Annotated in this window: 28 protein-coding genes; 17 read left to right on the top strand and 11 right to left on the bottom strand. The window is 64.3% G+C overall.

The features are described from left to right. Positions 1–57: 57 nt before the first annotated feature. A complete protein-coding gene (gene proC, locus IWX64_RS01615; RefSeq protein WP_196865387.1) occupies positions 58–903 on the top strand; it encodes a pyrroline-5-carboxylate reductase in 846 nt (281 codons plus the stop codon). Between the two features lie 30 nt (positions 904–933). On the opposite strand, the gene IWX64_RS01610 is transcribed toward proC, so the two are convergent. Continuing rightward, entirely contained in the window at positions 934–1602 is a 669-nt protein-coding gene (locus tag IWX64_RS01610; protein WP_171585775.1) for a potassium channel family protein, read from the bottom strand. Continuing rightward, positions 1595–3007 (bottom strand): TrkH family potassium uptake protein, encoded by a 1413-nt coding sequence (locus IWX64_RS01605; protein ID WP_334683085.1) that lies wholly within the window; start codon positions 3005–3007, stop codon positions 1595–1597. Before IWX64_RS01605 ends, IWX64_RS01610 begins: the two co-directional genes overlap by 8 nt. Before the next feature lie 129 nt (positions 3008–3136). On the opposite strand from IWX64_RS01605, the gene IWX64_RS01600 reads away from it, so the two are divergent. The 4 genes from IWX64_RS01600 to IWX64_RS01585 all read left to right on the top strand — a co-directional run bounded on the left by IWX64_RS01600 (position 3137) and on the right by IWX64_RS01585 (position 5536). Continuing rightward, a complete protein-coding gene (locus IWX64_RS01600) occupies positions 3137–4336 on the top strand; it encodes an acetoin utilization protein AcuC (protein WP_196865386.1) in 1200 nt (399 codons plus the stop codon). Positions 4337–4369: 33 nt separating this feature from the next. Beyond that, positions 4370–4819 (top strand): ArsR/SmtB family transcription factor, encoded by a 450-nt coding sequence (locus IWX64_RS01595; RefSeq protein WP_196865385.1) that lies wholly within the window; start codon positions 4370–4372, stop codon positions 4817–4819. A 185-nt stretch (positions 4820–5004) separates the two neighbouring features. Further along, a complete protein-coding gene (locus IWX64_RS01590; protein WP_196865598.1) occupies positions 5005–5217 on the top strand; it encodes a helix-turn-helix domain-containing protein in 213 nt (70 codons plus the stop codon). A gap of 220 nt (positions 5218–5437) precedes the next feature. After that, positions 5438–5536: a 30S ribosomal protein bS22 gene (locus tag IWX64_RS01585; protein ID WP_003792170.1), complete on the top strand. Its 99-nt coding sequence runs from the start codon at positions 5438–5440 to the stop codon at positions 5534–5536. 64 nt (positions 5537–5600) lie between these two features. Here IWX64_RS01585 and IWX64_RS01580 read toward each other — a convergent pair whose 3' ends face one another. Beyond that, the gene (locus tag IWX64_RS01580; RefSeq protein ID WP_245345553.1) at positions 5601–6425 is read right to left on the bottom strand and encodes an HAD family hydrolase; all 825 of its coding nucleotides are present in this window, start codon (positions 6423–6425) and stop codon (positions 5601–5603) included. 76 nt (positions 6426–6501) lie between these two features. Here IWX64_RS01580 and IWX64_RS01575 point away from each other — a divergent pair, with 76 nt between their 5' ends. Together IWX64_RS01575 and IWX64_RS01570 are read left to right on the top strand one after the other, a co-directional pair. Next, the gene (locus tag IWX64_RS01575) at positions 6502–6783 is read left to right on the top strand and encodes a glutaredoxin family protein (protein ID WP_196865384.1); all 282 of its coding nucleotides are present in this window, start codon (positions 6502–6504) and stop codon (positions 6781–6783) included. A gap of 172 nt (positions 6784–6955) precedes the next feature. After that, a complete protein-coding gene (locus IWX64_RS01570; RefSeq protein WP_196865596.1) occupies positions 6956–7636 on the top strand; it encodes a redox-sensing transcriptional repressor Rex in 681 nt (226 codons plus the stop codon). A gap of 79 nt (positions 7637–7715) precedes the next feature. On the opposite strand, the gene IWX64_RS01565 is transcribed toward IWX64_RS01570, so the two are convergent. Together IWX64_RS01565 and IWX64_RS01560 are read right to left on the bottom strand one after the other, a co-directional pair. After that, positions 7716–8354 (bottom strand): hypothetical protein, encoded by a 639-nt coding sequence (locus IWX64_RS01565; protein WP_196865383.1) that lies wholly within the window; start codon positions 8352–8354, stop codon positions 7716–7718. A gap of 162 nt (positions 8355–8516) precedes the next feature. Beyond that, positions 8517–9065 (bottom strand): YceI family protein, encoded by a 549-nt coding sequence (locus IWX64_RS01560; protein ID WP_196865382.1) that lies wholly within the window; start codon positions 9063–9065, stop codon positions 8517–8519. 185 nt (positions 9066–9250) lie between these two features. Here IWX64_RS01560 and IWX64_RS01555 point away from each other — a divergent pair, with 185 nt between their 5' ends. The 5 genes from IWX64_RS01555 (at position 9251) to ccsB (ending at position 14156) form a co-directional block, all read left to right on the top strand. Continuing rightward, a complete protein-coding gene (locus tag IWX64_RS01555; RefSeq protein ID WP_196865381.1) occupies positions 9251–9928 on the top strand; it encodes a histidine phosphatase family protein in 678 nt (225 codons plus the stop codon). A gap of 37 nt (positions 9929–9965) precedes the next feature. Further along, positions 9966–10580, top strand: coding sequence for a TlpA family protein disulfide reductase (locus IWX64_RS01550; RefSeq protein ID WP_196865380.1), 615 nt, complete (start codon positions 9966–9968; stop codon positions 10578–10580). 100 nt (positions 10581–10680) lie between these two features. Beyond that, positions 10681–11394, top strand: a complete 714-nt coding sequence (locus IWX64_RS01545; RefSeq protein WP_196865595.1) for a cytochrome c biogenesis CcdA family protein — start codon at positions 10681–10683, stop codon at positions 11392–11394. Positions 11395–11426: 32 nt separating this feature from the next. Further along, positions 11427–13121 (top strand): cytochrome c biogenesis protein ResB, encoded by a 1695-nt coding sequence (gene resB / locus IWX64_RS01540; RefSeq protein ID WP_334683080.1) that lies wholly within the window; start codon positions 11427–11429, stop codon positions 13119–13121. 9 nt (positions 13122–13130) lie between these two features. Further along, positions 13131–14156, top strand: a complete 1026-nt coding sequence (gene ccsB, locus IWX64_RS01535) for a c-type cytochrome biogenesis protein CcsB (RefSeq protein ID WP_196865379.1) — start codon at positions 13131–13133, stop codon at positions 14154–14156. A 161-nt stretch (positions 14157–14317) separates the two neighbouring features. Here ccsB and IWX64_RS01530 read toward each other — a convergent pair whose 3' ends face one another. Beyond that, positions 14318–14731: a PLD nuclease N-terminal domain-containing protein gene (locus tag IWX64_RS01530; RefSeq protein WP_196865378.1), complete on the bottom strand. Its 414-nt coding sequence runs from the start codon at positions 14729–14731 to the stop codon at positions 14318–14320. A gap of 30 nt (positions 14732–14761) precedes the next feature. Between IWX64_RS01530 and IWX64_RS01525 the strand changes: the two genes are divergently transcribed. Next, positions 14762–15058, top strand: a complete 297-nt coding sequence (locus IWX64_RS01525; protein ID WP_196865377.1) for a DUF4229 domain-containing protein — start codon at positions 14762–14764, stop codon at positions 15056–15058. Between the two features lie 27 nt (positions 15059–15085). Here IWX64_RS01525 and IWX64_RS01520 read toward each other — a convergent pair whose 3' ends face one another. The 3 genes from IWX64_RS01520 to IWX64_RS01510 are packed head-to-tail and all read right to left on the bottom strand — an operon-like array spanning position 15086 to position 18127. Beyond that, positions 15086–15973 (bottom strand): 1,4-dihydroxy-2-naphthoate polyprenyltransferase, encoded by an 888-nt coding sequence (locus tag IWX64_RS01520; RefSeq protein ID WP_196865376.1) that lies wholly within the window; start codon positions 15971–15973, stop codon positions 15086–15088. 30 nt (positions 15974–16003) lie between these two features. After that, positions 16004–17137 carry an AMP-binding protein gene (locus tag IWX64_RS01515; protein ID WP_196865375.1) on the bottom strand — a complete coding sequence of 378 codons (1134 nt, stop codon included), beginning with the start codon at positions 17135–17137 and terminating at the stop codon, positions 16004–16006. A gap of 6 nt (positions 17138–17143) precedes the next feature. Further along, positions 17144–18127 carry a 1,4-dihydroxy-2-naphthoyl-CoA synthase gene (locus tag IWX64_RS01510; protein ID WP_442859018.1) on the bottom strand — a complete coding sequence of 328 codons (984 nt, stop codon included), beginning with the start codon at positions 18125–18127 and terminating at the stop codon, positions 17144–17146. A gap of 128 nt (positions 18128–18255) precedes the next feature. Between IWX64_RS01510 and IWX64_RS01505 the strand changes: the two genes are divergently transcribed. Further along, positions 18256–18681, top strand: coding sequence for a hypothetical protein (locus tag IWX64_RS01505; protein WP_196865373.1), 426 nt, complete (start codon positions 18256–18258; stop codon positions 18679–18681). Between the two features lie 6 nt (positions 18682–18687). Here IWX64_RS01505 and IWX64_RS01500 read toward each other — a convergent pair whose 3' ends face one another. Beyond that, a complete protein-coding gene (locus tag IWX64_RS01500) occupies positions 18688–19044 on the bottom strand; it encodes a VOC family protein (protein ID WP_334683075.1) in 357 nt (118 codons plus the stop codon). A gap of 380 nt (positions 19045–19424) precedes the next feature. On the opposite strand from IWX64_RS01500, the gene IWX64_RS01495 reads away from it, so the two are divergent. Together IWX64_RS01495 and IWX64_RS01490 are read left to right on the top strand one after the other, a co-directional pair. Further along, positions 19425–20432 carry a TerC family protein gene (locus tag IWX64_RS01495; RefSeq protein WP_196865372.1) on the top strand — a complete coding sequence of 336 codons (1008 nt, stop codon included), beginning with the start codon at positions 19425–19427 and terminating at the stop codon, positions 20430–20432. Positions 20433–20620: 188 nt separating this feature from the next. After that, on the top strand, positions 20621–21466 hold the full coding sequence (locus tag IWX64_RS01490) for a PhzF family phenazine biosynthesis protein (RefSeq protein ID WP_196865371.1): 846 nt from the start codon (positions 20621–20623) through the stop codon (positions 21464–21466). Between the two features lie 110 nt (positions 21467–21576). Here the strand turns inward: IWX64_RS01490 and IWX64_RS01485 are convergent, their stop codons facing one another. Further along, positions 21577–22380, bottom strand: a complete 804-nt coding sequence (locus IWX64_RS01485; protein ID WP_196865370.1) for a hypothetical protein — start codon at positions 22378–22380, stop codon at positions 21577–21579. A gap of 370 nt (positions 22381–22750) precedes the next feature. On the opposite strand from IWX64_RS01485, the gene IWX64_RS01480 reads away from it, so the two are divergent. Next, on the top strand, positions 22751–24376 hold the full coding sequence (locus IWX64_RS01480; RefSeq protein ID WP_196865369.1) for an ABC-F family ATP-binding cassette domain-containing protein: 1626 nt from the start codon (positions 22751–22753) through the stop codon (positions 24374–24376). The last annotated feature ends 86 nt before the right edge of the window (positions 24377–24462 follow it).

The following is a 24462-nucleotide window of genomic DNA, read 5'->3' as shown; positions in this document are numbered from 1 at the left end:
GATTACCCCGAAAAGGCTGGGATATCGCTGTGAATTTGTCCGTGGCAGGATGGATTCATGAAAAACACCCCTGAACCCACGATTTCCTTCCTCGGCTGCGGCTCCATGAACGAGGCAATTTTGCGGGGATTACTTGCCGGCGGACTCCCACCCGAGCGGGTGATAGCGACGGTTCGGGGCGCGGAACGGGCGGCAGAGCTGCGCAGCACCCATGGCATTACGGTGCTCGCCACGTCGGAAGACCCGGAGGCCAACCGTGTGGCGGCCGCGGGAGCCGACGTCGTCATCATGGGTGTCAAGCCAGTGGGAACGATCGACCTCGCCCGCGAGATCGGGCCGGTACTGAAACCGACCACCACCGTCCTGAGCGTCGCCGCCGCCATCTCCCTTGCGATGCTGGAGGCTGCGCTCCCGGACGGCCAGCCGGTCATCCGATCGATGCCCAACACGCCGTCCCGGCTCGGCCGGGGGGTTCTTTCCATTTCGGCGGGAACGCACGCTGATACGGCCCTGATGTCGCAGGCGCGGGAGATCCTTGGCTCGGCCGGAACGGTGGTGGATATTCCGGAGAGCCAGGTCGACGCCCTGTCAGCGGTCAGCGGCTCCGGCCCCGCATACGTGTTCTACCTCGCTGAGGCCATGGCGGCGGCCGGCGTGGAGCTAGGCTTGGATCCCGACTTGGCCAAGGTCCTGGCCACCGAGACGGTGGCCGGGGCCGGTCTGATGCTGGCGGAGCCGGGAGCCGATCCCATCGCACTTCGGCGGGCAGTGACCAGCCCCAACGGCACCACCGAGCAGGCGATCGCCACCTTCGACCGGCTGGACCTGCCCGTGATCGTTGCCGCGGGAGCCCGGTCTGCCAGCAACCGTGCGAAGGCGATCAGCGAGGAGCTGGACAGCTGACACTGCCCCGCCCCTCCGGGTGCTCCCGGGCTAGGGGCGGGCGGCGAAGCGCTCCAAAAGGTCCACGTGGCCCGAGACAATCAGCATGTCCCGGCTGGTCACCTTCGTGTCCGGACGCGCGTAGGTGAAGTCCTCGCCCGGCGATTTCACGCCGACCACCGTGACTCCGTACTTGGACCGCACCGCTGACTCGCCGAGGGTGAACCCCTGGGTCTCCTTGGGTGGGTACATCTTCACGATCGCGAAGCCGTCGTCGAACTCGATGAAGTCCAGCATGCGTCCGCCCACCAGGTGGGCCGCCCGCACCCCGGCGTCCGCCTCGGGGTAGATGACGTGGTTGGCACCGATCCGTTTCAGGATCTTGCCATGCGCAGGGGTGATCGCCTTGACCCACAGATGGTCGATGCCCAGGTCCACCAGGTTCGCCGTGATCAGGACGCTGGACTCGATTGACGTTCCCACGCCCACGACGGCGGCGGTGAACTCCTGCGCCCCCAGCTGGCGGAGCGCGTCGATGTTGGTCGCGTCGGCTTCGACCACATGGGTGAGGACCCCTGACCATTTCTGGACGAGCTGGGTGTCGCGTTCGATTGCCAGGACCTCGCGGCCCTGCTTCACCAGTTGGTCGGCGGTGGCTGAGCCGAAGCGGCCGAGTCCGATCACCAGGACCGGTGCGTTATGTGCTGGTCTTTCAGCCAATGATTGGCCTCTCTTCGGGGTAGTGATACAGGGTACTGCGTTGCCGCAGGGCAAGCGCGGAGGCGAGCGTGATGGTTCCCATCCGGCCGGCAAACATCAGCGCGGACAGGACATACTTGCCCTCCGGTGGCAGCTCGGCGCTGAGGTTGGTGCTCAGCCCGCAGGTGGCAAACGCCGAGATCACCTCAAAGAGCACCCTGTTGAGGTCCTCCTCGGTCATCCAGAGCAGGATTCCACAGCCAACCAGCACCAGGGTTGCGCCCATGAAGATGACCGAGATGGCAACCCTCATCACACCCTCGGGGATCTTGCGGCCGTAGGCCTTCACATCCGAGTTGCCGCGGGCTTCAGCCACGATGGCAAGGAACATGACGGCGATCGTGGTCACCTTGATTCCACCCGCGGTGGAGGCCGACCCGCCGCCGGCGAACATCAGCGCGTCGGTGAGCAGCATCGTTGCCGAGCCCATGTCCGACTGGTCCACCAGGTTGAACCCGCCGGAGCGGGTCATCACCGAGGCGAAAAGGGCATGGATTACCTTGTCACCGCCGCTAAACGCCCCGATGGTCCGGTCGTTGGACCATTCCATTGCTCCCCACGCGAGCGCACCCAGGACCAGGAGGATTACCGAGACGTTGATCGTCAGCTTGGTATGGAGGCTCCACTTACGGACCCGGTGACGGTATTGGATCAGGACCAGGATCACCGGGAACCCGAGGCTGCCCAGGAACACTCCGAGCATGATCGGGACCAGGATGAACAGGTCTGTCTCGTAGGGCACCAGCCCGTCCGAGTGCGGCGTGAAACCCGCATTGTTGAAAGCTGAAATGGAGTAGAACACGCCGTGCCAGACGGCGAGCCAGAACGGTTCCCCCAGCACCATGAACCGCGGGATCAGCATCAGGGCGAGCACGATCTCCACCACCACCGATGTGGTGATCACGATGCGCAGCAGTGTTCCCACCTCGCCGAGCCGGCTCGCGTTGTTGAGCGCCGACTGCGCCAGAAGCTTGCCGCGCACGCCGAGCCGCTTGCTCACCATCAGCGCGAGCAGCGAGGCAAGGGTCAGGGTGCCCAGGCCACCCACGAAAATGGCAATCAGGATTACCAGTTGGCCGAAGAAGGACCAGTACGCCGCAGTGGAGACCACGGTCAGCCCCACCACGCAGACCGCAGATACCGCTGTGAACATCGCATCGTGCAGCGGGGCGGCCTCGCCGCCGGCGGTCGCTATCGGCAGGCTGAGAAGGGCGGTGAAGATGAGGATTACGCTAAAGAAGATGATCAGCGCGACGCGGGCGGGGGAACTGTTCGCCACTCCGTCGATGAAATCCCGGATGCGGGCCAGCAGCCTCAGGTACACGCTCTGCTCTTCCCGCAGCCAGGACGGCTGTTGTCTTGCCATAGCGTTCGCTTTGCCCCGGTTCCGCGGTCTCGACTTCGGCTGGATTACACCAGATGTCCTCCGAGTAGTAAACCACTTTCGGGGGGCCAGCGTGTCCAGACATCCCGCACATCACGTACCCTGTCAGTGATGAGTAGCGAATCCGCGTCGTTCCCCACCAGCGTTGTCTGGGACGACTCAATGCTGGCCTACAACTTTGGCCCGACGCACCCGATGAACCCGCAGCGGCTGGCGCTCACGGCACGGCTTTCCTCTGACCTGGGGCTCTTCGACCATCAGGCCGTCACCCTCACCCCACCGTTCGTGGCCAGCGACACCGAGTTGGCGACCGTGCACGACGACGACTACATCGACGCCGTGCGGACAGCCGGAGTGGATCCCGGGCAGGCGGATCAGGCCATGGGCCTGGGCACCGCGGACAATCCTGCGTTTGTCGGCATGCACGAGGCCAGCGCGCGGCTGGTCGGGGGATCACTCGCCGCCGCCGACGCAATCGTCGCTGGGCGCGCAGTGCACGCGGTGAACTTCGGTGGCGGGATGCATCACGCCGGCCGTTCACTGGCCAGTGGCTTCTGTATCTATAACGACGCCGCCGCCGCCATCCAGCGGCTGCTCGACTCAGGGACACAACGGGTCCTCTATGTCGACGTCGACGCCCATCACGGTGACGGAACCCAGAGTATCTTCTGGAATGACCCGCGGGTGATGACCATTTCACTGCATGAGACAGGCATGTCCCTGTTCCCGGGGACCGGGTTTGCCAACGAAATCGGAGGGCCGCGGGCCGAAGGATACGCGGTCAATGTCGCGCTTCCGACGCTGGCCGGCGATGGCGCCCTCCTCCGGGCGTTCCACGCGGTGGTTCCGCCGCTCACAGAGGCATTCCAGCCCGAGGTGATCCTGAGCCAGCACGGCTGCGACAGCCATGTTGACGACCCGCTGACCAACCTCAGAATCAGTGTTGATGCCCAACGCGACCTGATGGTCAGTATCAGTGACCTGGCAGCACGGATCTGCGAGGGGCGGTGGATCGCCACCGGCGGAGGTGGCTACAACCTCACCAGCGTGGTGCCCCGCGTCTGGTCAACACTGGTCGCGGTGGCCGCCGGTGCGTCAATCGGTCCCCATACCCCGGTGCCCGAGGCCTGGCGTTCATACGTGCTCGAGCAGTACGGGGCGACCGTGCCCCTGCTGATGGGTGACGGCGCTGATACCTGGTGGCGTTCCTGGGAGGTCGGCTACGATCCGAATGATGAGCTGGACCGCACGGTGATGGCCACCCGCAAGGCAATTTTTCCGCTGCACGGGCTTGATCCGTGGTTTGACTAGCATCGACCGCATATATGCCGCTAGGGTAATGGAATGGTCATTGAGGATGTTTTCGCCGTCGTCGCCGAAGGTACCCGCCGGGAGATCCTCGGGTCGCTCCGCGCGGGGGACAAGGCGGTTGGCGAGCTGGTCGACGAGCTCGAGGTCAGCCAGCCGACAGTATCTAAGCACCTGAAGGTGTTGCGCGTTGCAGGCCTGGTGTCCATGCGGGCCCAGGGACAGCGCCGTTATTATTCACTGAACCCCGCGCCTCTGCGAGAGATAGAACTTTGGCTGGGTTCGTTCGACCTCCCGGCCCGGACGCCAGCGGAGCCTGAACTGGCCGGAGTTGCTCCCCGCCCGTCAACGGTGCTGGCGACCGCCGTTGACCCTGCCACCGATCTAGCCGGTCAGCAGGCGTTCGGGCGCACCGTGGGGAGGGCGGCCGAACGCGCTGCTGATCTCTTCGCGCAACTGCCGAAACTGCGGCGTCGACGCGACTGACACGGCGGCTCCCGCCTCGCCCTACAGGGTCCAATGGCACTTTCACTTTAGTCACATCAGCCACTAGAATATTAGGTGGCGGAATCTTCCCTTCACGTGGTGAAACGCCGTTTGGTCTGCCACAAGGCACGCCTCAGACTGCACACGTTGGGGGTGCAAGCCTCAGTTTTTAGGAGCAAGGTGTGATGGTAGAAGTGAGCAACTTCTCGGATGTGCGGTTTGTGACCGTAGCCGAGGTGGCCGACATGATGCGGGTCTCCAAAATGACCGTTTATCGCCTGATTCACGCCGGTGAAATGCCAGCAGTACGCTTCGGCCGGTCCTACCGGGTCCCGGAATCGGCGGTCGAACAGTTCGTCCGGGGCGCGGTAGTGGACGATCACTCCGAAACTGGCTAGTTGTCCTCGGGTGCCCAGGTGCCCGATGCGCACGATGTAGGCCCGGTCGGGAGAGGTCACAATTAGCGGTACCCTGTTAAGGAGCGTTTTACGCGCTGTTGGCTGTGTGCCCGCCTTGCGGGAAGGCCGATCCGCGTAGGTAGTTGCGTTATTGTCAGAATCCGGTCCTTGGCCCCACCCGGGCCGGGTCGGAAATCGAAGATCAGTTTGTGAGGACTTTATGGGTTCAGTAATTAAGAAGCGCCGCAAGCGTATGGCCAAGAAGAAGCACCGCAAGCTGCTTCGTAAGACCCGTCACCAGCGTCGCAACAAGAAGTAGTTTCAGTTTTGCTCAAGGGCCCGTCACTTCGGTGACGGGCCCTTGAGCGTTAACCGGGCGCTGCCTAGTTCCCGCGCATCCTGGTGAACCCGCGCCAGAGTCCGTAGACCGCCCCCGCGCCCGTGGCCGCCTTCAGCCCCAGGGTTGCGGCCCGGCGGCCACTGCGGAAGTCGTAGATTGGCCAGTTGTTCTCGCGGGCATGCCGCCGCAGTTTGCGGTCCGGGTTGATCGCTACCGGATGCCCCACGATGCTCAGCAGTGGAATGTCATTGAAAGAATCTGAGTATCCCCAGCACCGCCGCAGATTGAGGCCCTCCTTCTCCGCCAGGGCGCGAACTGCAACCGCCTTGGCCGGCCCGTGGAGAAACTCGCCCACGAGCTTCCCGGTGTACAGGCCATCAGCCACTTCTCCTACCGTGCCCAGCGCGCCGGTCAGACCCAGCCGGTTGGCGATCACGCTGGCCACCTCCACGGGTGTCCCGGTGACAAGCCAGACGCGTCGCCCTGACTTGAGGTGCTGTTCGGCCAGGGCGCGGGCGCCGGGCCAGATCTTGGAGGCGATCATCTCGTCGTAGACCTCTTCGCCCAGAGCCTTCACATCTTCATGGGCAATGCCGATGGCGAAGGCCAATGCCGCATCACGCACTGAATTGATGTCGGTCATGTTCTCGCCACGCATGACAAAGCGGAGTTGTTTCCACGCCAGCCCGGTAGCGAACCGGAGGGTGAATGCCCTGCGCTGATACATCTTCCGTCCCACGTGGAAAAGGCTGGCGCCGCGCATCATGGTGTTGTCGACGTCGAAGAAAGCGGCATCTCCTCCTGGGCCGGGGAGGGTGTCGGCTACCCCTGGGATCACGCGCAGGGGTCCGGTGCTGGCAACGGACATGCTCTGAGTCTAAATCACTTGAGTCTGGGCCCGGTCCGATGCCGCGCGGTGATCGGAGAGGCGGTAACTTGGTGGCATGATCCCAACACACCAGTCCGGCCCGCCAGGGAACGGGGCACCCGCACGCCGTGTGGAGCTGCTCACCCGGCCCGACTGCCATCTGTGCACCGATGCCCGGGCCGTGGTCGAGTTGGTATGCGGCGATCTAGGTATGCCCTGGCGGGAACTGTCGACGGCGGAGAGGGCGGATCTGCTCGACCAGTTTGCCGAGGAGATCCCGGTGCTGTTCATTGATGGTGTGCAGCGGGACTTCTGGAAGATTGACGAACGGCGACTTCGGTCGCTGCTGACCCCGTGACTGTTCGGTCGGCCACTGCCAGCTTTGTGCGGTCCACTCGGCACCCTACAGTGGAGTTACCCACGGCATCGGCTAGTCCGGCGTCGTGCAACCCTGCCGCCTGAGCGGCTGGTGGATAGCAACGGAGCGATGGAAAGTGACGACGCCGGAAGTACCCGAGCTGAGACTGTCGATGAGCGGCAACGCCGCACGCCAGATCCCGAGCGCCTCCCTGACGCGCCTGACCATTTACTTACGCGCCCTGAATTCCTTTCTGGCGGAAGGCACGGAACGGGTGTCTTCCGATCGCCTGGCGGAGGCCGCTGGTGTCAACTCTCCGATCCTGCGCAAGGACCTGTCCTACCTAGGCTCCTACGGCACACGGGGTGTCGGCTATGACGTGCAATATCTGAACCGGCAGATCTCGGCGGCGCTCGGCCTGACCCATGACTGGCGGGTAGCCATCCTGGGGGCGGGCAACCTGGGCCGGGCGCTCGCCGGTTACTCCGGGTTTGAGTCCCGGGGATTCGAGATTGTTTCCCTCTTTGACGCCGACCAGCTCATTGTCGGAGCGGAGGTGGGCTGGCTGCGGGTCAGCCCGGTTACCGACCTGGAGCAGGTGCTGGAACGGACCCGGGCCAACATGGCGGTCCTCGCCGTGCCGGCGGCGGTGGCGCAATCGCTATGTGACCGGTTGGTCGCGGCAGGAATCACGAGCATTCTGAGTTTCGCCCCGGTGGTGCTGCAGGTGCCAGATGGGGTTCAGCTGCGCAAGGTCGACATGGCCACTGAGCTGCAAATCCTTGCCTATCACGCACAGCGGGCGCAGGAGCCGGAGATCACAGATGGCTCCCGCGCCCGTTCGGCCCAGTAGGTCTCAGGCCCAGTAGGTTTCGGCCCAGCAGGTTTCAGGCCTGAAGGTTTCGCGCAGTCGGTTTCCCGCTCGGGCCTATCTAATACTGGCCGGGAGCGGTCTGCTTCTGGAAGTACGGCCGGGCCGGCTTCAGGAAGGTCATCGCGACGCCGGCGATCCCGAGCAGCAGCACAGCGATGTTCAGGATGGTCTGCAGCGGCCCTGGTGTGACCATCTCCTGGCCTTGCAACAGCTCACTGCCCTCAAGGATTGATGCCGACAGCAGGCCAAAGAGGTAGCTCAGCACCGAGAGAACGGCCAGCACCGCCGCGGTGATCCGCGCCCAGTTGTGACCCTTGCGGATGAAGATCGCCAGCAGGATGTAGATGCCGGTCGCGATGGCGGCGAAGACCACGGTAATCGCGGTTGCCGCGCCGGCACCGAGGCCCTCCAGCTGCGTTGACGTTGCGCTGAGGATGCTGGAGATCAGGCTGAGCGCGCCCGCAGCAATGATCAACCAGAAAGCCCGCTTCACTTCCTGGGGGGCCGGGCCCTTTTCCGTCATGGCGACCTGACTCATGTTCCCCGGGTAGTTGTAGCTGGCGGGCGGATTGCTGGGCGATCCGTACGGCGACGAAGTGTGGCCCGCCGCGTTCTGGCCTGGGGCGGACTGTCCCGCCGAGGGATCGCGCGGCATTTGATCCTGGCCGTAGTTGGGGTCGTTGGGAGGTGTGCTCATTGCCGTTTCCTCTTCACTTGAGACTGACTGGTGCAGACCCTGCGGGGTCCCAAAATCAACCCTAGCCCGGAGGGCCGAGCGTCGGCAGCATTAGACAAGAGGCAGCATGAAACAACAGTGGCTGCCCTTCCCATGGGGAAGGGCAGCCACTGAGAGGGATGCTTAGGCTGCTGGTGCTACAAACGCTGCATCGAGGTTGATGGTGACCTTGTCGCCGACCAGGACGCCGCCTGCTTCGAGCGCTGCGTTCCAGGTGAGGCCGAAGTCCTTACGGGAGATCACGGTCTTGCCGGAGAAGCCGGCGCGGGTTGCACCGAAGGGATCCACTGCAACTCCGTTGAACTCGGTCTCGAAGACTACGGGAAGGGTGGTGTCGCGGATGGTCAGGTTGCCGGAGAGCTTGTAGGTCTCGCCGGAGCCGTCGATGGAGGTCGACTCAAAGGTCATCTCGGGGAAACGCTCGACGTCGAAGAAGTCCTCGCCACGCACGTGGGCGTCGCGGTTCTCGTCGTTGGAGTTGAAGGATGCGGTCTTGATGGTCGCGGTGATCTTGGAATCGCTCAGCGAGGAGCCCACCTGCATGGCTGCATCGACGGTGTCGAAGTTGCCGCGCACCTTGCTGATGCCAGCGTGCCGCACGGTAAAGCCGACCTCGCTGTGCGAGCCATCGAGGGTCCAGGTGCCGTTGTTCAGTCCGGTGGGAATTGCCATGGTAGTTCTCCTGATCGTGGTGCCGTCTCGGTGATGCTGCTGTCGCTGCCGGGAGGCCGCTACTCAGAATAAGCATGCATTTGCATTGATTATTCCTCAAGTTACTTGAATGTTCAAATAAATGGTTCCTGAGCTGCACCCGGCACGGATTTCGAGGCATGAGCGAACTCTGAGAAACTAGAGGCATGTCCCTAGCTACCGTTCACCTCGTGCGCCACGGTGAGGTCCATAATCCCGACCGCGTCCTCTATGGACGGCTGCCCGAATTTCACCTCTCCGAATTGGGGCATGAGATGGCAGCCCGGGTTGCCGGGCATTTCGCGCAAAGCGCCGCCGAGGGTGCAAACATCGTGCGAATCGTGGCATCACCATTGACACGTGCGCAGGAAACCGCTGCTCCGATCGCTGAACGGCTTGGCCTGGAAGTGCGGACGGATGGGCGTGTGATTGAGGCGTTCAGCCGTTTCGAGGGCATGTCGCAGGTAGTCCGTCAGCTCAAGCACCCCCGCTACTGGCCGCTCCTTGCAAATCCCTTCCGGCCATCCTGGGGGGAGCCCTATCGCCAGCAGGTCGCGCGGATGAAGTCGGCCGTGGATGACGCGCGGTGGAGCGCTGTCACGCTGGCAGAAGCTGCCGGAACCTCCGGCCCGGCCGAGGCGATCGTGGTCAGCCACCAGCTGCCGATTTGGGTTTCCCGCCTGGCCGCTGAGGACCGTCGGCTCTGGCACGACCCCCGTGACCGCGAGTGCACCCTCACCTCCGTCACGTCTTTGGATTTTGATGGCGAGCGGTTGATCGGGGTGCGCTACCACGAGCCGTGCGCGGATCTGCTGCCCGGTGCGGCGAACCTGCCGGGAGCATAATAGAATTACTACACGTTGTAGAACTGTGGAAGAAGCTGTGAAGAAATCTGACCGATCTGCCGGGCGCCTGAAAAAGCTGGGTGCCGCGCTGGCTCTTGGGCTGGCTGCCTCACTCGCCCTTTCGGCGTGCGCCGCTGACGACCCCCTCGCGCAGCAAGCCGCCGTCGGGGACAACAAGAACTACATCGCCGGCGACGGATCGGTGACCGAATACGCTGCCAGTGACCGCGGTGAGCCGCTCGCCATCACCGGCACGCAGTACGACGGCACGGTAGTGGATTCTGAGGAGTGGGCCGGCCAGGTCACGGTGGTGAATTTCTGGTACGCGGCTTGTGCGCCTTGCCGCGAGGAGGCGCCCGACCTGGTGGCATTGCATGACGAATACGCGTCGGCTGGCACCGAGTTCTACGGGGTCAATATCCGCGATACGCAGCGCACAGCCGAGGCTTTCGAGCGCAGCTTTGAGATTCCCTACCCAAGCCTGGACGACCAGGATGGTGGGGTACTGCTGGCAATGACCAGCTATGTGCCCCCGCAGGCGGTCCCCACCACGCTGGTGATCGACAAGGAAGGCCGTGTCTCAGCGCGGATCCTCGGGTTGGCCGACAAGAGCACGCTGGCCGCTCTCATCGACGCCGCGTTGGCCGAGTAAGACACAAGTGACTTTTCAGCTGCACCTCAATGCCGCCGTCGGGGGTTCACTTCCGACGGCTACCTCCAACGCGTTCGCCGACACCGTGCTGAACGGGTCGATGCTTCTGGCGCTCCCTGTGGCCCTGCTGGCTGGCCTGGTGTCGTTCGCCTCACCCTGCGTCCTGCCGCTCGTCCCGGGCTACCTGGGCTATGTCACAGGGTTGACCGGCGTCGACCTCGAACAGCAGAAGCGCGGCCGGATGTTGACCGGGATCGCCCTCTTTGTGCTCGGGTTTTCGGTGGTCTTCATGGCGTACGGCGCCCTGTTCGGCCAGCTGGGCGCCTGGATGGTCGGGTCGGAGAGCTGGCTCATCCCGGTGCTGGGTGTGGTGGTAGTGCTCATGGGCCTGATCTTCATGGGAGGTTTCTCCTGGTTCCAGACCGAGAAGAAGCTCCACACCAAAGTACCGACCGGACTCTGGGGTGCGCCCCTGTTGGGTCTGACCTTTGGGCTGGGCTGGGCACCCTGCATCGGGCCCACCCTGTCGGCGGTGCAGCTGCTCGCCTTCTCGAACGACGACGCCAGCGCCGCGAAGGGCGCCGCCCTCACCTTCGTATATTGCCTCGGACTGGGCCTGCCGTTTCTGCTCATTGCGCTAGGGGTGCGGCGCGGCATGGGCGCCATGGCGTTCTTCCGGAAGCACCGCCTGGCCCTGCAACGGTTCGGAGGCGGGATGCTGGTGGTGGTTGGCCTGCTCATGGCAACCGGCGTCTGGACGCTCTGGATCAATGAACTGCAGAACTGGCTCGGCGGGGTGACCCTTCCCATCTAATGACTTCTGACCACTTTGAAAGGGGGCAGACAATGACCCCCGACACTCCCGACGGCGGTAAACCCGACGTCGCTCTACCGGCCCTCGGCTTCCTCGGCAGCCTGCGCTGGGGCTGGACCCAGCTCACCAGCATGCGCACCGCACTGTTTCTGCTGCTGCTCCTTGCGGTCGCAGCGGTGCCCGGATCGTTGTTCCCGCAGCGTCCAGCCAACCCGGCAGTAGTCACCCAGTACATTCAGGACAACCCGGACACCGGGCCGATCCTCGACTGGTTCCAGCTGTTCGATGTCTACTCCTCGGTCTGGTTCTCGGCGATCTACCTGCTGCTCTTCGTGTCCCTGATCGGTTGCGTCATCCCGCGGGCTCTCGCCCACGGCCGGGCCATGAAATCAAAGCCACCCCGGACACCCCGAAAGCTCTCGAGGATGCCGATCTACGGCACCCTGGTCCTTCCTGCCTCCACACAGTCCGGCGGCTCCCCGATCACTGCGGCGTCCGCTGCCGCTAACGCCGCAGCGATGCTGAAAAAGCGCGGCTACCGGGTGGACCTCCGGGATACCGACTCCGCGCAGCCCTCCGTCGGCGCCGAACGCGGCTTCCTCAAGGAAGTCGGCAACCTGGTATTCCACTTCTCGCTGATCGGCGTGCTGGTCTCCGTGGCAGTTGGCGGTCTTTTTGGCTACAGCGGGCAGAAAATCATCGTCGAGGGTGACAGTTTCGTCAATACGCTCGTCGGCTACGACACGTTCACCCCCGGAGCCAACTTCACCGCCGGCCAGCTGGAGCCCTACTCGTTGCGCCTCGACAATTTCGACGTGCAGTTCGACCGCCAGGAAACCCACTACGGGCAGCCCCTCGACTTCACCGCCAACGTCACCACCAAGGACGGGCCGGATGCCGACGAGGAAGAACAGGTCCTCAAGGTAAACTCTCCGCTGAGTATTGGCGGTACCGGCATCTACCTGGTGGGCAACGGTTACGCGCCGGTGGTCACCGTCCGCGACGGCAACGGCGACATCGCCATGCAGGGTCCGGTGGTGACCATCCCGCAGGACGGACTCTTCACCTCCCTTGTCGTGGTCAAGGCCCCGGACGCCGCACCAGACCAGCTGGGCTTCGTCGGATTCTTCCTTCCCACAGCCTTTGTGGGCGAGGACGGCGTAGCCTTCTCCCGTGATCCTGACCCGTTCAACCCCCAGCTGAACCTCAACTCCTACTACGGTGACCTCGGTCTCGACGACGGCGAACCGCGCAGCGTCTACGTCCTCGACACCGAGGACCTGACCGAGCTGAACAGCCGCACCAGCGATGAGGGCGGGATTGTCCTTGGCGCCGGACAGACCTACGATCTTCCCGAGGGCAAGGGCTCGATCTCCTTTGACGGGCTGGACCGCTACATCGCCGTCGACATCCGCCACGATCCCGGGCAGCTGGGCGCCCTCGTGTTCTCCTCCCTCGCGTTGGCCGGGCTGACGGCATCGCTGTTTATCGGACGGCGGCGGGTCTGGGTGCGAACCGGCACCCACGCCGATGGCCGCACCATGCTCGAGTACGGACTACTCGCGCGGGGCGAGGACCACAGGCTGACCGGTGAGGGAGCTGCGATCGAGAAGGCGCTCCGAGCGCAGTGGCTGGTGGACGAGCCCGTTGAGGAGCAAAATGGGAAGCTTGGCGCACCAGGCAGCACGAACATCGAACACGCGTCACACCAGGCAAGAAACCGGTAAGGAAAGCTAATGCCACCAATCAGCCAGACCCTGGGGGAGTTCAGTGAGCGCTTCATGCTGCTCGCTGCGCTCACCTACACGGTCGCCTTCATTGTCTTCACGCTTGACCTTGTAAAGAGCAGCAAGCGAATCCGCGCGGTGGAGGAGAATCTCGCCGCATCCCAGCAGGCCGAGCAGAAGGTGCTGGTGGGGGCGGACCGTACCGGTGGCCCCTCGGCACGTGGCGGCGCTGCCCGTCTCGAAGCTGACACCACCGCCGACGATTCGATGGATTACTCGGGCCGGCGGAAACTGGCGCGCATCGCCGTCGTCCTCACCGTCATCGCCGCTCTGATCCACGCGGCCGGGGTGATCTCCCGCGGGCTGGCAACCAACCGGGTTCCCTGGGGCAACATGTACGAGTTTTGTACCACCGGCGCCCTGGTGGTGGTGCTCGTCTTCCTCATCGCGCTGATTCGGAAGGACCTCCGGTTCCTCGGTACGTTCGTGGTCGGTCTTACCCTGGTGATGCTCTGCGCTGCGACCATCGGCTTCTTCACCCCGGCCGGCAACGTGGTTCCCGCCCTGCAGAGCTACTGGCTCATTATTCACGTCTCGGTGGCGGTAGCCGCCTCGGCGCTGTTCACCCTGACCTTTGCCATGTCAGTCCTGCAGCTCATCCAGACGAGCCGGATCCGCAAGCTTGCCGCCGGCGGTGTGGACCGCGCCCCGTTCATGCGGTTGGTTCCGTCGGCTCTGAGCCTTGAGAACCTCTCCTACCGGATCAACGCTTTCGCCTTCGTGATGTGGACCTTCACCCTGATGGCCGGCGCCATCTGGGCTGAAGAGGCCTGGGGCCGTTACTGGGGCTGGGACGTGAAGGAAGTCTGGACCTTCGTCATCTGGGTCGTCTTCGCCGGGTACCTGCACGCCCGGGCCACCCGTGGCTGGACCGGCACCCGCGCCGCCTGGCTGTGCATCATCGGGTACCTGTGCATCGTGTTCAACTTCACGATCGTGAACATCTACTTCTCGGGCCTTCACAGCTACGCCTAGCGAGGCAACCGACCAGTCAGAAAAGTGCAGCCACCCCTTACGGAGTGGCTGCACTTTTTGTCTCGGGCGGTCGGTGGGCCTCAGGTGTCACCGATCCGACAACGACGGCGCCGCAGGGAGGCCGCCACGACGTAGCCGGGAAGTCCGTGACGGCGAGGGAATCAGGCGGTCTGGCTACCCGGCTCGGGGTCGGTTTCCCCGTCTTTCTTCTGTTGTTCCTCGCGGGCCTTCTTCTCCTGGGCTGCGCGCAGCTCCTGCTCCTTGCGCCGGATTTCCTTCTCGCGGGCCTGCTGCCGACGCTTTGCCTCAAGGTTCCGGAGGAACTGGGGATCGTCGTCGGGTGCGGTGGGATGGCGGGGAGCGGGGCGGGTGCGTCCGCGGGTGCCACTGGGCCGGGGACGGCCGAAGAGGAACCACAGTCCCGCACCGAGAAGCGGTACCAGGGCAATGGTGAGGATCCACGCGGGTTTGGAGATGCTGCGCACCGAGTGCGCCTTGGTCATGATGCAGTCGATCAGAGCGTAGACGATAACGGCAACTGCAACGAGGATGAGAAACAACAACAGGCGAGGCATCTATCAATTGTAGGCGAGTAAACTTGATGAGTGCCCTTCTTCAAATTCACTGCCCTCCGCCTCGGCCTCGTCGTGGTGTTCTTCGTTATTGCCTATTGGCTCGGCCTTGGCGCCATCTTCTCGGCCGTCGCAGCAGCAATCCTTGCCTGGTGCGTGACCTACCTGTTTTTCCGCTCCCAGCGGGACGCCGCCGCAGCCTCCCTGCAACGCCGGTTCCGGGACGGAGCGCCGCCGCAGCGCAACCCTGCCGAGCTCGACGACGCCGCCGCTGAGGACGCGTACGACCCCAACGCAGCGGTGAACCCCGACCGCAAACCCCGCCCTTAGGCCCCGGGGTCCGCAGGGTAGGAAGCGTCAGGACGCGATGATAGTCGTCAGGATAAGGCCGGCCCCGTAGAGGACGCTGAACCCGAGGTTGATCAGGCCGGTCTGCTTGAGCACCGGGATCAGGCTGCTCCGTTGCTCACCCTTGAGCATCAACCGGCTCGGCATCAGGCAGGCCGGGACGAGGAGCAGCACCAGTAGCACCCACGGGTGGTTGAAGACCAGGAGCACCGGAAGCAGCAGCGCGACGGCAAGCATCATCACGTAGGTGATCCGCGCCGTGGTGTCACCAAGTCGGACAGCCAGGGTGATCTTCCCCGCCTCACGGTCGGTTGGGATGTCCCGGACGTTGTTGGCCATCAGGAGCGCCATCGCGATGAGGCCGGTGCTGATCGCGCCGATCCACGCCGCAGCGCTCAGCTGACCGGCCTGCGTGTAGGTGGTGCCGAGTGTCGCGACCAGCCCGAAGAAGACGAACACAAAGACATCGCCCAGACCCAGGTACCCATACGGCTTCCTGCCGCCGGTGTAGCCCCAGGCCGCCGCGATGCAGCCCACTCCCACGAGCAGCAGGAACCAGGCCTGGGACAGTACCACCAGCCCACCGCCGGCGATCATCGCGAGCGCGAAGCACGCGAAGGCTGCCCGCTTCACCTGTTCCGGCCGCGCGGCCCCGGATCCTGTGAGGCGTAGCGGGCCGACCCGGTCCGCGTCGGTGCCCCTGACGCCGTCGGAGTAATCGTTGGCGTAGTTGACGCCGATCTGCAGCAGGATGGCGACGAAGGCCGCCAGGGCAGCGTTGACGGGTTTGAAGGCCCCGAGGTCGAAGGCGGCGGCACAGCCCACGATTACCGGTGCGATAGCCATCGGGAGAGTTCGCGGGCGGGCGCCCTCAAGCCATTGTGCGGCAGTAGCCACGGTGTTGTCCTTTGTTTCGGGGCGGGAGGTTTAGGCGCCGGCGCGTTCGAGCAGGGCCAGCACGGCGAGCCGGTCGGGTTTGCCGTTGGGCAGCACCGGCAGCGATGCGAGGGTGAGGATGGTGTGCGGCGCGGCGTGCGCGCCGAGGGCAGCCTTCGTATGCCGGCGCACGTCGTCGGGGCTTACCTGGCCGACGACGGCGGCCGCCACCTCCGAGCCCCACTCGGCGCTTTCGATGCCCAGCACCAGAGCCGACTGCACCCCGGGCATCGACTCGATGGCGGAGGCGACGGCGGTGGCAGACACCTTGACGCCCCCGGTAACGATGACGTCGTCGATCCGGCCGGAGACCGACAGTTTCCCGCCGGTAAGGTCAGCGGTGTCATCGGTTCTGAACCAGCGGCGGCCCGAGTTGAACCTGAACCGGTCGGCGCTGAGCTCGGGCTGTCCCAGATAGCCGTCGGCCAGGACCGGACCGCTGATCCACAGCCGGCCGTCCTCGTTGATCAGGTCAACTCCCTCCAGCGGGACGCCGTCGTAGACGCAGCCGCCGCAGGTCTCGCTCATCCCGTAGGTGAGCACCAGGTTCAGCCCCTGCCGTCGCGCTTCCTCACGGAGGCTCGCCGATGCGGGCGCGCCCCCGAGGAGGATCGCGTTGAACCGGCGCAACGCCTGGAGTGTTTCCGGACGGGGATCCTGGAGCAACCGGTGCAGTTGGGTGGGTACCAGCGAGGTGAATCGAACCTTGTCGGTGAGCTCGCCAGCGGCTGCGGTGAACGCTTCGGCGCTGAACGGTGCCGCCAGGTCCATGGCCCAGGGGCGGGTGCCGGCGTACAGCGATCGGACCAGGACCTGGAACCCTGCCACGTAGTGCACGGGAAGGGTGAGAAGCCACTGGCCCTCGGCCTTCAGCGCCAGGGCTGTGCCCATCGCCGAGGCGGCGAGCGCGTCGACGCTGAGCATGGTTTGCTTGGGCGTCCCGGTCGAGCCGGAGGTGCTGAGGACGGCGGCTATCTCGTCGTTGGGCAGTTCACCATCGAAGGTCTGCCCCTGATCCAGATGGGGAGCAATGGCTGGGCCTTCACCGGCGAGGGCAGCAGCCAACGGAGCGAGGAGGGCATGGGGGTCGGATCCGGGCGGGGTGTGAAGTGGGAGCAGTTCCATGGTGGCCTAGAAGTAGTAGGGGTAGGCGGACCAGTCTGGTGCCCGTTTTTCCAGGAAGGCTTCCTTGCCTTCGACCGCCTCATTGGTCATGTAGGCCATCCGGGTGGCTTCGCCAGCGAAGACCTGCTGGCCGGCGAGGCCGTCGTCGGCCAGGTTGAACGCAAACTTCAGCATCCGGATAGCCTGTGGACTCTGCCGCGCGATGTCGGCGGCGTACTGCAGCGCCGTGGTCTCCAGTTCCGCGTGGTCCACCGCCTCGTTCACGGCGCCCATGGCGACCATCTCATCCGCTGAGTATTCGCGGGCGAGGAAGAAGATCTCGCGGGCCTTCTTCTGGCCGATCTGCCGGGCCAGCAGGGCAGACCCGTAACCGGCGTCGAAACTGCCCACCGTGGCATCGGTCTGTTTGAACTTGCCGTGTTCGCGGGACGCGATCGTGAGGTCCGCCACCACGTGCAGGCTGTGCCCACCGCCGGCTGCCCACCCGTTGACGACGGCGATGACCACCTTGGGCATGGTGCGCATCAGTCGCTGCACCTCCAGGATGTGGAGCCGTCCCGCACGGGCAGGATCGACGCTTTCGCTGGTCTCGCCGTCGGCGTAGCGGTAGCCGTCGCGCCCGCGGATCCGCTGGTCACCGCCGGAGCAGAAGGAGTGACCGCCGTCCTTGGGCGACGGACCGTTTCCGGTAAGCAGCACGGTGGCCACGTCGGAGGTCATCCGGGCATGATCCATGGTCCGGTACAGCTCATCGACGGTCCCGGGGCGGAAGGCGTTGCGGACCTCGGGCCGGTTGAAGGCAATTCTCACGGTGGGGAGATCCCGCGTCTTCCCATCCACGGCCCGCTCAACCTGCCGGTGGTAGGTGATGTCCTGGAGGTCACCAAACCCGGAGACGAGTCGCCAGCGGGCAGGGTCGAAGAGGTCTGAAACCTGTGGGGGAAGGTCGATAGTCACCCATCGAGTGTAACTTCGCGGCGGGCCCTTCATGTGATCAGGTCGGTCTGCTGCGATCGGCCGGAAGAGGGAAACCACGAGGGCTGGCGGTTTTTCTTGGTGTTTGGTTAGCTGGCGCGTGAGAGCTGGCCAAGAGGGGCAGCCGACATCAAGGGGGAGTCATGAAACTCACTAAAATCCTCGCCATCGCGGCGGCCTCGGCTGTGATCGCTCTCGCGGGCGCCCCGGCGGCCCTCGGAGCTTCCGATGAGATTGTGTTCGTTCCCTTTGACGAGGCGACGGTGATCGACCCGAACACCGTCACCTTCGTGACCGGGGGCCTGCTTGACGCCAACGGAAACAATCTGTGTGCCGTCAACCCCGGTTCCATTGTGTTCCCGGATGGAACCTACCCCTGCTTCATCGATTTTGCGTCGCCCACGCCGGACCCCGCACCGCAGGTGGGTCAGCTGCCCGTGGGAGGGGCCGACACGGGGGTGTCCACGCCCCCCGTTCTGCCCGGGGTGACGGCCACGATCGCGGGAGCCGCCGCTGGGGCTCTCAGCCTTGCAGCAGCGGGCGTGGTGTTGCGGAGGCGGGACGTTTAGCCAGCGTCAGCCAATGCAGAACTCGTTGCCCTCGGGGTCGGCCATCGTGTACCAGATGTGCGGCCCCTGGTTCGCCTGGTAGAGGAACCGGGCGCCCCGTCCCTCAAGCCGGGACCGGAGTTGGTCCTTGTCGTCGCCGTCGAGGTTGATGTCCAGGTGGCAGCGGTTTTTTGCGGTTTTCGGTTCGGGGACCGGTTGAAAGAGCATGCGCAACCGGCCAGGGGTGCCCTCCTGGCCGGGACGGCAGATAGCTGCGCCGTCCCGCCAGACCCGCACCCCGTTGTGCACCACCACTTCGTCAGGTTGAGCCCAGCCTTTGGCCAGCATGTCATCGATGAAGGCCTGGTCCGTGGGCTCCACCACCCAGCCAAGCGTTTCAGCCCACCAATCCGCCTGCCGGTGAGTATTTCAGCCCACCAATCCGCCTGCCGGTGAGTATCGGTGCAGTCGAAAGTGATCTGAATGTTGTAGGTCATGCACCGACAGTAGGGAAGTACGGCTGCGGCAACCACCCCATAGCGGCCAGCATTTGTCCGTGGGAGGGGGCCGCCCCCGGGCACTCGCGGTAGAGAGCATGGTTTTCGGTGAGCTAGAATCTTCTCTATCAAGGGGAGTACTCCCGTCTGTGATCGGCCCGTCAATACGGATGCACTGAAGCATCCCGGGTCGTCAGTACCGGTGCCGTCCGGGCGGAGGAGACCTTGGCGTATTTGTTCAGCGCCTACACCCCTGGGAGTCCCCTCATGCAAATCACCCCTCAAATTTGGCTCATCACTATCGCTGTGACGATCCTGTTTTTCGTGTACGAGTTTTTCGCCCACGTGCGTAAACCCCACGAACCATCCATCGGAGAATCGGCGCGCTGGTCCGCGTTCTATATCGGACTAGCGCTACTGTTCGGCGTCGGAATCGGAGTGGTCTCCGGCTGGAGGTTCGGCGGCGAGTACTTCGCCGGGTATCTCACCGAGAAGGCACTCTCGATCGACAACCTATTCGTCTTCCTCATCGTGATGGCCGGATTTGCTGTGCCAAAGAAGTACCAGCAGAAGGTGCTGATGATCGGGATCATCATTGCCCTGATCCTGCGTGGCGGGTTCATCGCCATCGGGGCGGCCCTGATCGAGAACTTCTCCTGGGTCTTTTATATCTTCGGCGCTCTGCTGCTTGTCTTGGCGTACCGGCAAGCATTTGGCAGCCACGAATCCAATCCGGCTAACGGTAAGTTCATGACACTGGTACGCCGGGTCCTGCCGGTCACTGATGAGTACCACGAGGACAAACTCACTGTGAAGCAGGGCGGGAAGCGGTTCGTCACGCCCATGCTGTTGACAATCATCGCGATTGGCTTTGTGGACCTCATTTTCGCTGTCGATTCGATTCCTGCAATCTATGGTCTGACCAACGAGGCCTACATCGTTTTCACCGCCAACGCGTTCGCGTTGATGGGTCTGCGTCAACTGTTTTTCCTGATCGGAGGGCTGCTTGAGCGTCTGGTCTACCTTGCCCAGGGTCTGGCCGTTATCCTTGGCTTCATCGGCGTGAAGCTCGTCTTCCACGCACTGCATGTCAACGAGCTTTCCTTCATCAACGGCGGGGAACCGCTCCTCTGGGTACCAGAAATCCCCATCTGGTTCTCGCTGCTCTTCATCACCGCAACCATCGCTGTGGCGACCGTCGCGAGTCTGCTCAAAACCCGCGGAGCAGATGACAAGGACGACCACGCCGTGGCCACGGCAAAGCGCTCAAGCTAACCTTCAGTCTCGAAATCGAGGAGTCCTGATAAGAGGGCTAGCGAAAGTCTGAACTTCAACCCTGCGACTGTAACCCTGTGTTTACCGGCGGTGGATGCTTCGTTTCCGGTGGGGGTACCTGAAAGGGTGGAATAGTGATGGTGTCCACAACGGGGCCTCGCCGAATGATTGGAGACCCCCTGACCATCATGCCTGCTCCTCAGATCGACCGGTATGCCGCTTTCACGGACCGTGCCGACTGTGGAAACCCCGCCGGAGTTGTCCTCGACGCACAGCATCTAAGCGCCGAGGACATGCAGCGCATCGCGGCCGATGTGGGGTATAGCGAAACCGCGTTCGTGATCTCTTCCCTCCAGCGCAAGACCGTGCTGACAGTCCGCTATTTCGCACCCGGGGGCGAGGTCGATTTCTGTGGTCATGCGACCATCTCCACTGCTGTGGCGCTGGGTCATGAACTAGGTTTCGGGGATTTCACACTGGATACCAGGGTGGGAAACGTTCTTGCGTCAGCCACCACGACTGACGCAGGGACCAGCGGCGCATTCCAGAGCCCCACCATCTCAAGCTCACCCATAACTGCTGGTCAGCTAAAAGATGTCCTCCACCATCTCGGGTGGGACGGCACGGATCTGCATCCGGACTTCCCGCCGGCGATCGGATTCGGCGGCAACCATCACCCGGTGCTCGTCGCCTGCAACACCTCGCGGCTTGCCAGGCTCAACTATGACTTTGAGAAACTCCGGGCCCTCTGTTTGGCGCAAAACTGGGTGACCGTCCAACTCATCGCCCCCACCGGTGCCGGGCAATGGCACTCACGGAACCCGTTTCCGTGGGGTGGAGTCATCGAAGACCCAGCCACAGGTGCAGCGGCAGCAGCCTTCGCCGGTTACCTTGCAAACCTTGGCCGTGCCACAACCGGCGACAGATTGACGATCACCCAAGGAATCGAAATGGGACGCCGTAGCCACATCAACGTGGAACTCCTCGCCACCACCGCCCTGATCTCGGGATCAGTCACCCCTATCCGGGCTTGACCCCGACCAGGCTATCCAGCACTCGACGACGTGCCACGCGGGACATCACACACCATCACTGGCACCGTCCCCGCAGCTGCCCGCTCAACCCTCGTCATTCGAATCAGTTGTCAGCTTGAACGTGATTCCAAGCGATCACGTGCGGTGACGGTCAATATAGTGGCGGCCGCTCCGGCCGCCACTGCAACTGCGGACCGGGAACGACCGCGTTGCCCGATGATCACACCGGCGAATGCCCAGAGGAGAGTGCCGATGTAGAAACGGGAGGAGACGCTGGTGCGTTCCGGCGTGGCCGCAGCTCTGGTGCCGAGCACGCCGAGCCCCGCGAGGAGCGCCGCTCCTGCGGTGGCGGCTTTCGGCCCGGCGGGGACAAGGTTGTTGCTGACGAGCATGGCTGCCATGTTGACTCCGCATGCTGCCTGACCCCAGGCCGCGAGCATTCCCGCTGCGGGGGCGGCCGCAGCCACCTCTGCGGTGGTCAGATCGCCCTTGAGCTCTGCATGAGCGATTCGGCGGCGTCCCAACTCTGCGAGCACAGCGATTGTGACCAGCGCTCCCTGGGCGCTCCAGAACTTGCCGGATCGCACGAGCGGCGCCCAGATACCGGTGGCGGCGAACGCCCCGGCGAGAGGCCAGCCCACTGCACGCGAGATGTCCATGTTCCGGGCCGGGCCGAGGGCCTGGTGGACCGCGTAGGCGATGGACGAGGCGAAGATGGGGAACCAAACGGTAAAGGTGTAAGGGGCCGGTTGAATCACGTTCGGTGGAGCGTTCTCCCCGTTGAAGCGTGGACCGTAGACCGTTGGCAAGAGGACCTGGGCGGCAGCGGCCGCACACGTGAGCACGCGCCGGGATGGGTCGCCCGTGGCAACTGCCCACACGCGGCTGGGGAGGCTGGGAACGGGGTCGGTCATGTGAACTCCTAGGAGGGTGCGAGCAATTCCTGGCCGGAACGCCAGTTTCATCAGTAGTGGGAAAGCAAAGTGCTGTCTCAGGCATCACTCCTGCGGGAGAGGAGTTCCTGAAGTGCCGATTCCATCGCTGCCCCCGAGGGATGGGACTAGGGTAGGGCTTCACAGGGCTGGCAACAAGCCCTGGGGCGGTCACACTGGATCCGATAGCTGGGCTCCCCGTCAGACCAGCGGGTTGACGGGCCCACCGTCCCGGGGCACGCTGGGGGCATGTGGAATTAGCCGCCCCGCCCGTGCAGTCGGTGCCCACCGTGCGCCGTGACAATGACGCGCCGTCCCACCGGTGCCCCCTTCCACAGTATGAGGAACCCCCGTGAGCGAACACATAGAGCTATCCGAGGTGTCCCATGGTTACGGCGATCGCCTGCTGCTGGATCACGTCAATCTGAGAATCGGCAGCGGCGAACGGGTAGCAGTGGTCGGTGAAAACGGTGCCGGGAAGTCCACCCTCCTGCGGCTCATCGCGGGGCTGGAGTCTCCCGACGGCGGTCAGGTCTCCGTGCACGGGGCAGTCGGCCACCTGCCGCAGACCCTCGACCATGCTCCGACCGACACGGTGCAGACGGTCATCGATACGGCGCTGGCCAGGATCCGCTCGATCGAGGCGGAGCTCCGGACCCGGGAGGCCGCGCTGGCTGTCGCTGACTCCGACGAGCTTGAACGCTATGGCGCGGCCCAATCCGCATACGACCTCCATGATGGCTACGCCGTCGATTCACGGGTTGATGCTGCGCTCAGCCAGCTCCGCCTGGGTGGTCTGCAGCGGGACCGCACCCTCAACACACTGTCCGGTGGGGAGCAGGAACGTCTGGCGCTGGCCTGCCTGCTCGCGGATCCCGCCGCCATCCTGCTGCTGGATGAACCGACCAACCACCTCGACGACAACGCCGTCGCATGGCTGGAGCGTGAGCTGGCCACCCACCGGGGCGCCGTCGTTGCCATCTCCCACGATCGTTCGTTCCTGCGCACCTTCGCCACGACAATCATCGAGGTCGATGGCGACCGACGGGAGTTGCGCCGCTATGGTGACGGGTACCACGGGTATCTGCAGGCCAAGGCCGCCGAGCGGCGCCGCTGGGAACAGGACTACCAGCAGTGGATGGATGCCAAGGAAGCTGAACGGGCCAAGGCCGCGGCGGTCGAGGGCCGGATGGGTTACGGTCGGCGACGCGACGGGGACAAGATGGGCTACGACTTCAAGCAGGGAACGGTCCAGGAAGCAATCACCAGCCAGAAACGCAACGCCCTGGAACGCCTGCGCCGACTCCAGGAACACCCGGTGGACCGGCCACCGCAGCCACTGACACTCTCAGCACAGTTCGGGTGCCAGTCGCTCACTGGTACGGTTCTGGAACTGGACGGCGTGGCGGTAGCCGACCGACTCGCCGTGGAGGCCCTGGCTGTCGGGGCGGGGGACAACCTCCTGGTCACCGGACCCAACGGGGCGGGCAAAACCACCCTTCTCGAGGTCATGGCCGGGGTGTGTCCCGTGGACCGGGGCACCCTCGCCCAGCGCGGACACCTGGGGTACCTTCCGCAGGAACTGCGTCCACACCGGAAACCGTCAATGCGCCTGCTGCCAGCCTTTGCCTCCGGGCTCATCGGGGATCTGGAGGAGCATGCGGATCGCCTGCTGAACCTGGGCCTGTTCCGCACCGCTGACCTCCTGGTGCCTGTGGGATCGCTGTCCGCCGGGCAGTATCGGAGGCTCGCACTGGCCCGCCTGTTGGTGGGGCGCTACGACGTCATCCTGTTCGATGAGCCGACCAACCATCTGGCGCCCGTCTTGGTGGGGGAACTCGAGGAGGCCTTGGCTGGCTACGGAGGGACGCTGGTGATCGCCAGTCACGACCGCGAGTTGCGGCGGTGGTTCTCGACCCTTCCCACGGGGCGTGAGCTGCGGCTGGAATCCGGACGGGTCGCAGGATCGCCCAGCTAGACCCGGGCCGCCCAGGGAAAGTGCCTCACCAGCAGGCGAGTGGTGTGGCAACAACGTGTGTGCGGCAACGCCACTTTTTTGGGCAC

The organism is Arthrobacter sp. CAN_A212, assembly GCF_015752345.1.
Classification (GTDB): Bacteria; Actinomycetota; Actinomycetes; order Actinomycetales; family Micrococcaceae; genus Arthrobacter_D.
Note: the sequence above shows the minus strand (reverse complement) of the source record. Positions and strands in the feature narration are given on the sequence as shown.

Excerpts from the sequence above, each read along its gene's own strand:
- proC (WP_196865387.1), top strand. The coding sequence starts at position 58 with ATGAAAAACACCCCTGAACCCACGATTTCCTTCCTCGGCTGCGGCTCC.
- IWX64_RS01605 (WP_334683085.1), bottom strand. The coding sequence starts at position 3,007 with ATGGCAAGACAACAGCCGTCCTGGCTGCGGGAAGAGCAGAGCGTGTAC.
- IWX64_RS01570 (WP_196865596.1), top strand. The coding sequence starts at position 6,956 with ATGAGCGGCAACGCCGCACGCCAGATCCCGAGCGCCTCCCTGACGCGC.
- IWX64_RS01565 (WP_196865383.1), bottom strand. The coding sequence starts at position 8,354 with ATGAGCACACCTCCCAACGACCCCAACTACGGCCAGGATCAAATGCCG.
- IWX64_RS01555 (WP_196865381.1), top strand. The coding sequence starts at position 9,251 with ATGTCCCTAGCTACCGTTCACCTCGTGCGCCACGGTGAGGTCCATAAT.
- IWX64_RS01595 (WP_196865385.1), top strand. The coding sequence starts at position 4,370 with ATGGTCATTGAGGATGTTTTCGCCGTCGTCGCCGAAGGTACCCGCCGG.
- IWX64_RS01505 (WP_196865373.1), top strand. The coding sequence starts at position 18,256 with ATGAAACTCACTAAAATCCTCGCCATCGCGGCGGCCTCGGCTGTGATC.
- IWX64_RS01495 (WP_196865372.1), top strand. The coding sequence starts at position 19,425 with ATGCAAATCACCCCTCAAATTTGGCTCATCACTATCGCTGTGACGATC.
- IWX64_RS01485 (WP_196865370.1), bottom strand. The coding sequence starts at position 22,380 with ATGACCGACCCCGTTCCCAGCCTCCCCAGCCGCGTGTGGGCAGTTGCC.
- IWX64_RS01600 (WP_196865386.1), top strand. The coding sequence starts at position 3,137 with ATGAGTAGCGAATCCGCGTCGTTCCCCACCAGCGTTGTCTGGGACGAC.
- IWX64_RS01585 (WP_003792170.1), top strand. The coding sequence starts at position 5,438 with ATGGGTTCAGTAATTAAGAAGCGCCGCAAGCGTATGGCCAAGAAGAAG.
- IWX64_RS01515 (WP_196865375.1), bottom strand. The coding sequence starts at position 17,137 with ATGGAACTGCTCCCACTTCACACCCCGCCCGGATCCGACCCCCATGCC.
- ccsB (WP_196865379.1), top strand. The coding sequence starts at position 13,131 with ATGCCACCAATCAGCCAGACCCTGGGGGAGTTCAGTGAGCGCTTCATG.
- IWX64_RS01580 (WP_245345553.1), bottom strand. The coding sequence starts at position 6,425 with ATGTCCGTTGCCAGCACCGGACCCCTGCGCGTGATCCCAGGGGTAGCC.
- IWX64_RS01530 (WP_196865378.1), bottom strand. The coding sequence starts at position 14,731 with ATGCCTCGCCTGTTGTTGTTTCTCATCCTCGTTGCAGTTGCCGTTATC.
- IWX64_RS01560 (WP_196865382.1), bottom strand. The coding sequence starts at position 9,065 with ATGGCAATTCCCACCGGACTGAACAACGGCACCTGGACCCTCGATGGC.
- IWX64_RS01510 (WP_442859018.1), bottom strand. The coding sequence starts at position 18,127 with ATGAAGGGCCCGCCGCGAAGTTACACTCGATGGGTGACTATCGACCTT.
- resB (WP_334683080.1), top strand. The coding sequence starts at position 11,427 with ATGACCCCCGACACTCCCGACGGCGGTAAACCCGACGTCGCTCTACCG.
- IWX64_RS01545 (WP_196865595.1), top strand. The coding sequence starts at position 10,681 with ATGCTTCTGGCGCTCCCTGTGGCCCTGCTGGCTGGCCTGGTGTCGTTC.
- IWX64_RS01490 (WP_196865371.1), top strand. The coding sequence starts at position 20,621 with ATGCCTGCTCCTCAGATCGACCGGTATGCCGCTTTCACGGACCGTGCC.
- IWX64_RS01590 (WP_196865598.1), top strand. The coding sequence starts at position 5,005 with ATGGTAGAAGTGAGCAACTTCTCGGATGTGCGGTTTGTGACCGTAGCC.
- IWX64_RS01575 (WP_196865384.1), top strand. The coding sequence starts at position 6,502 with ATGATCCCAACACACCAGTCCGGCCCGCCAGGGAACGGGGCACCCGCA.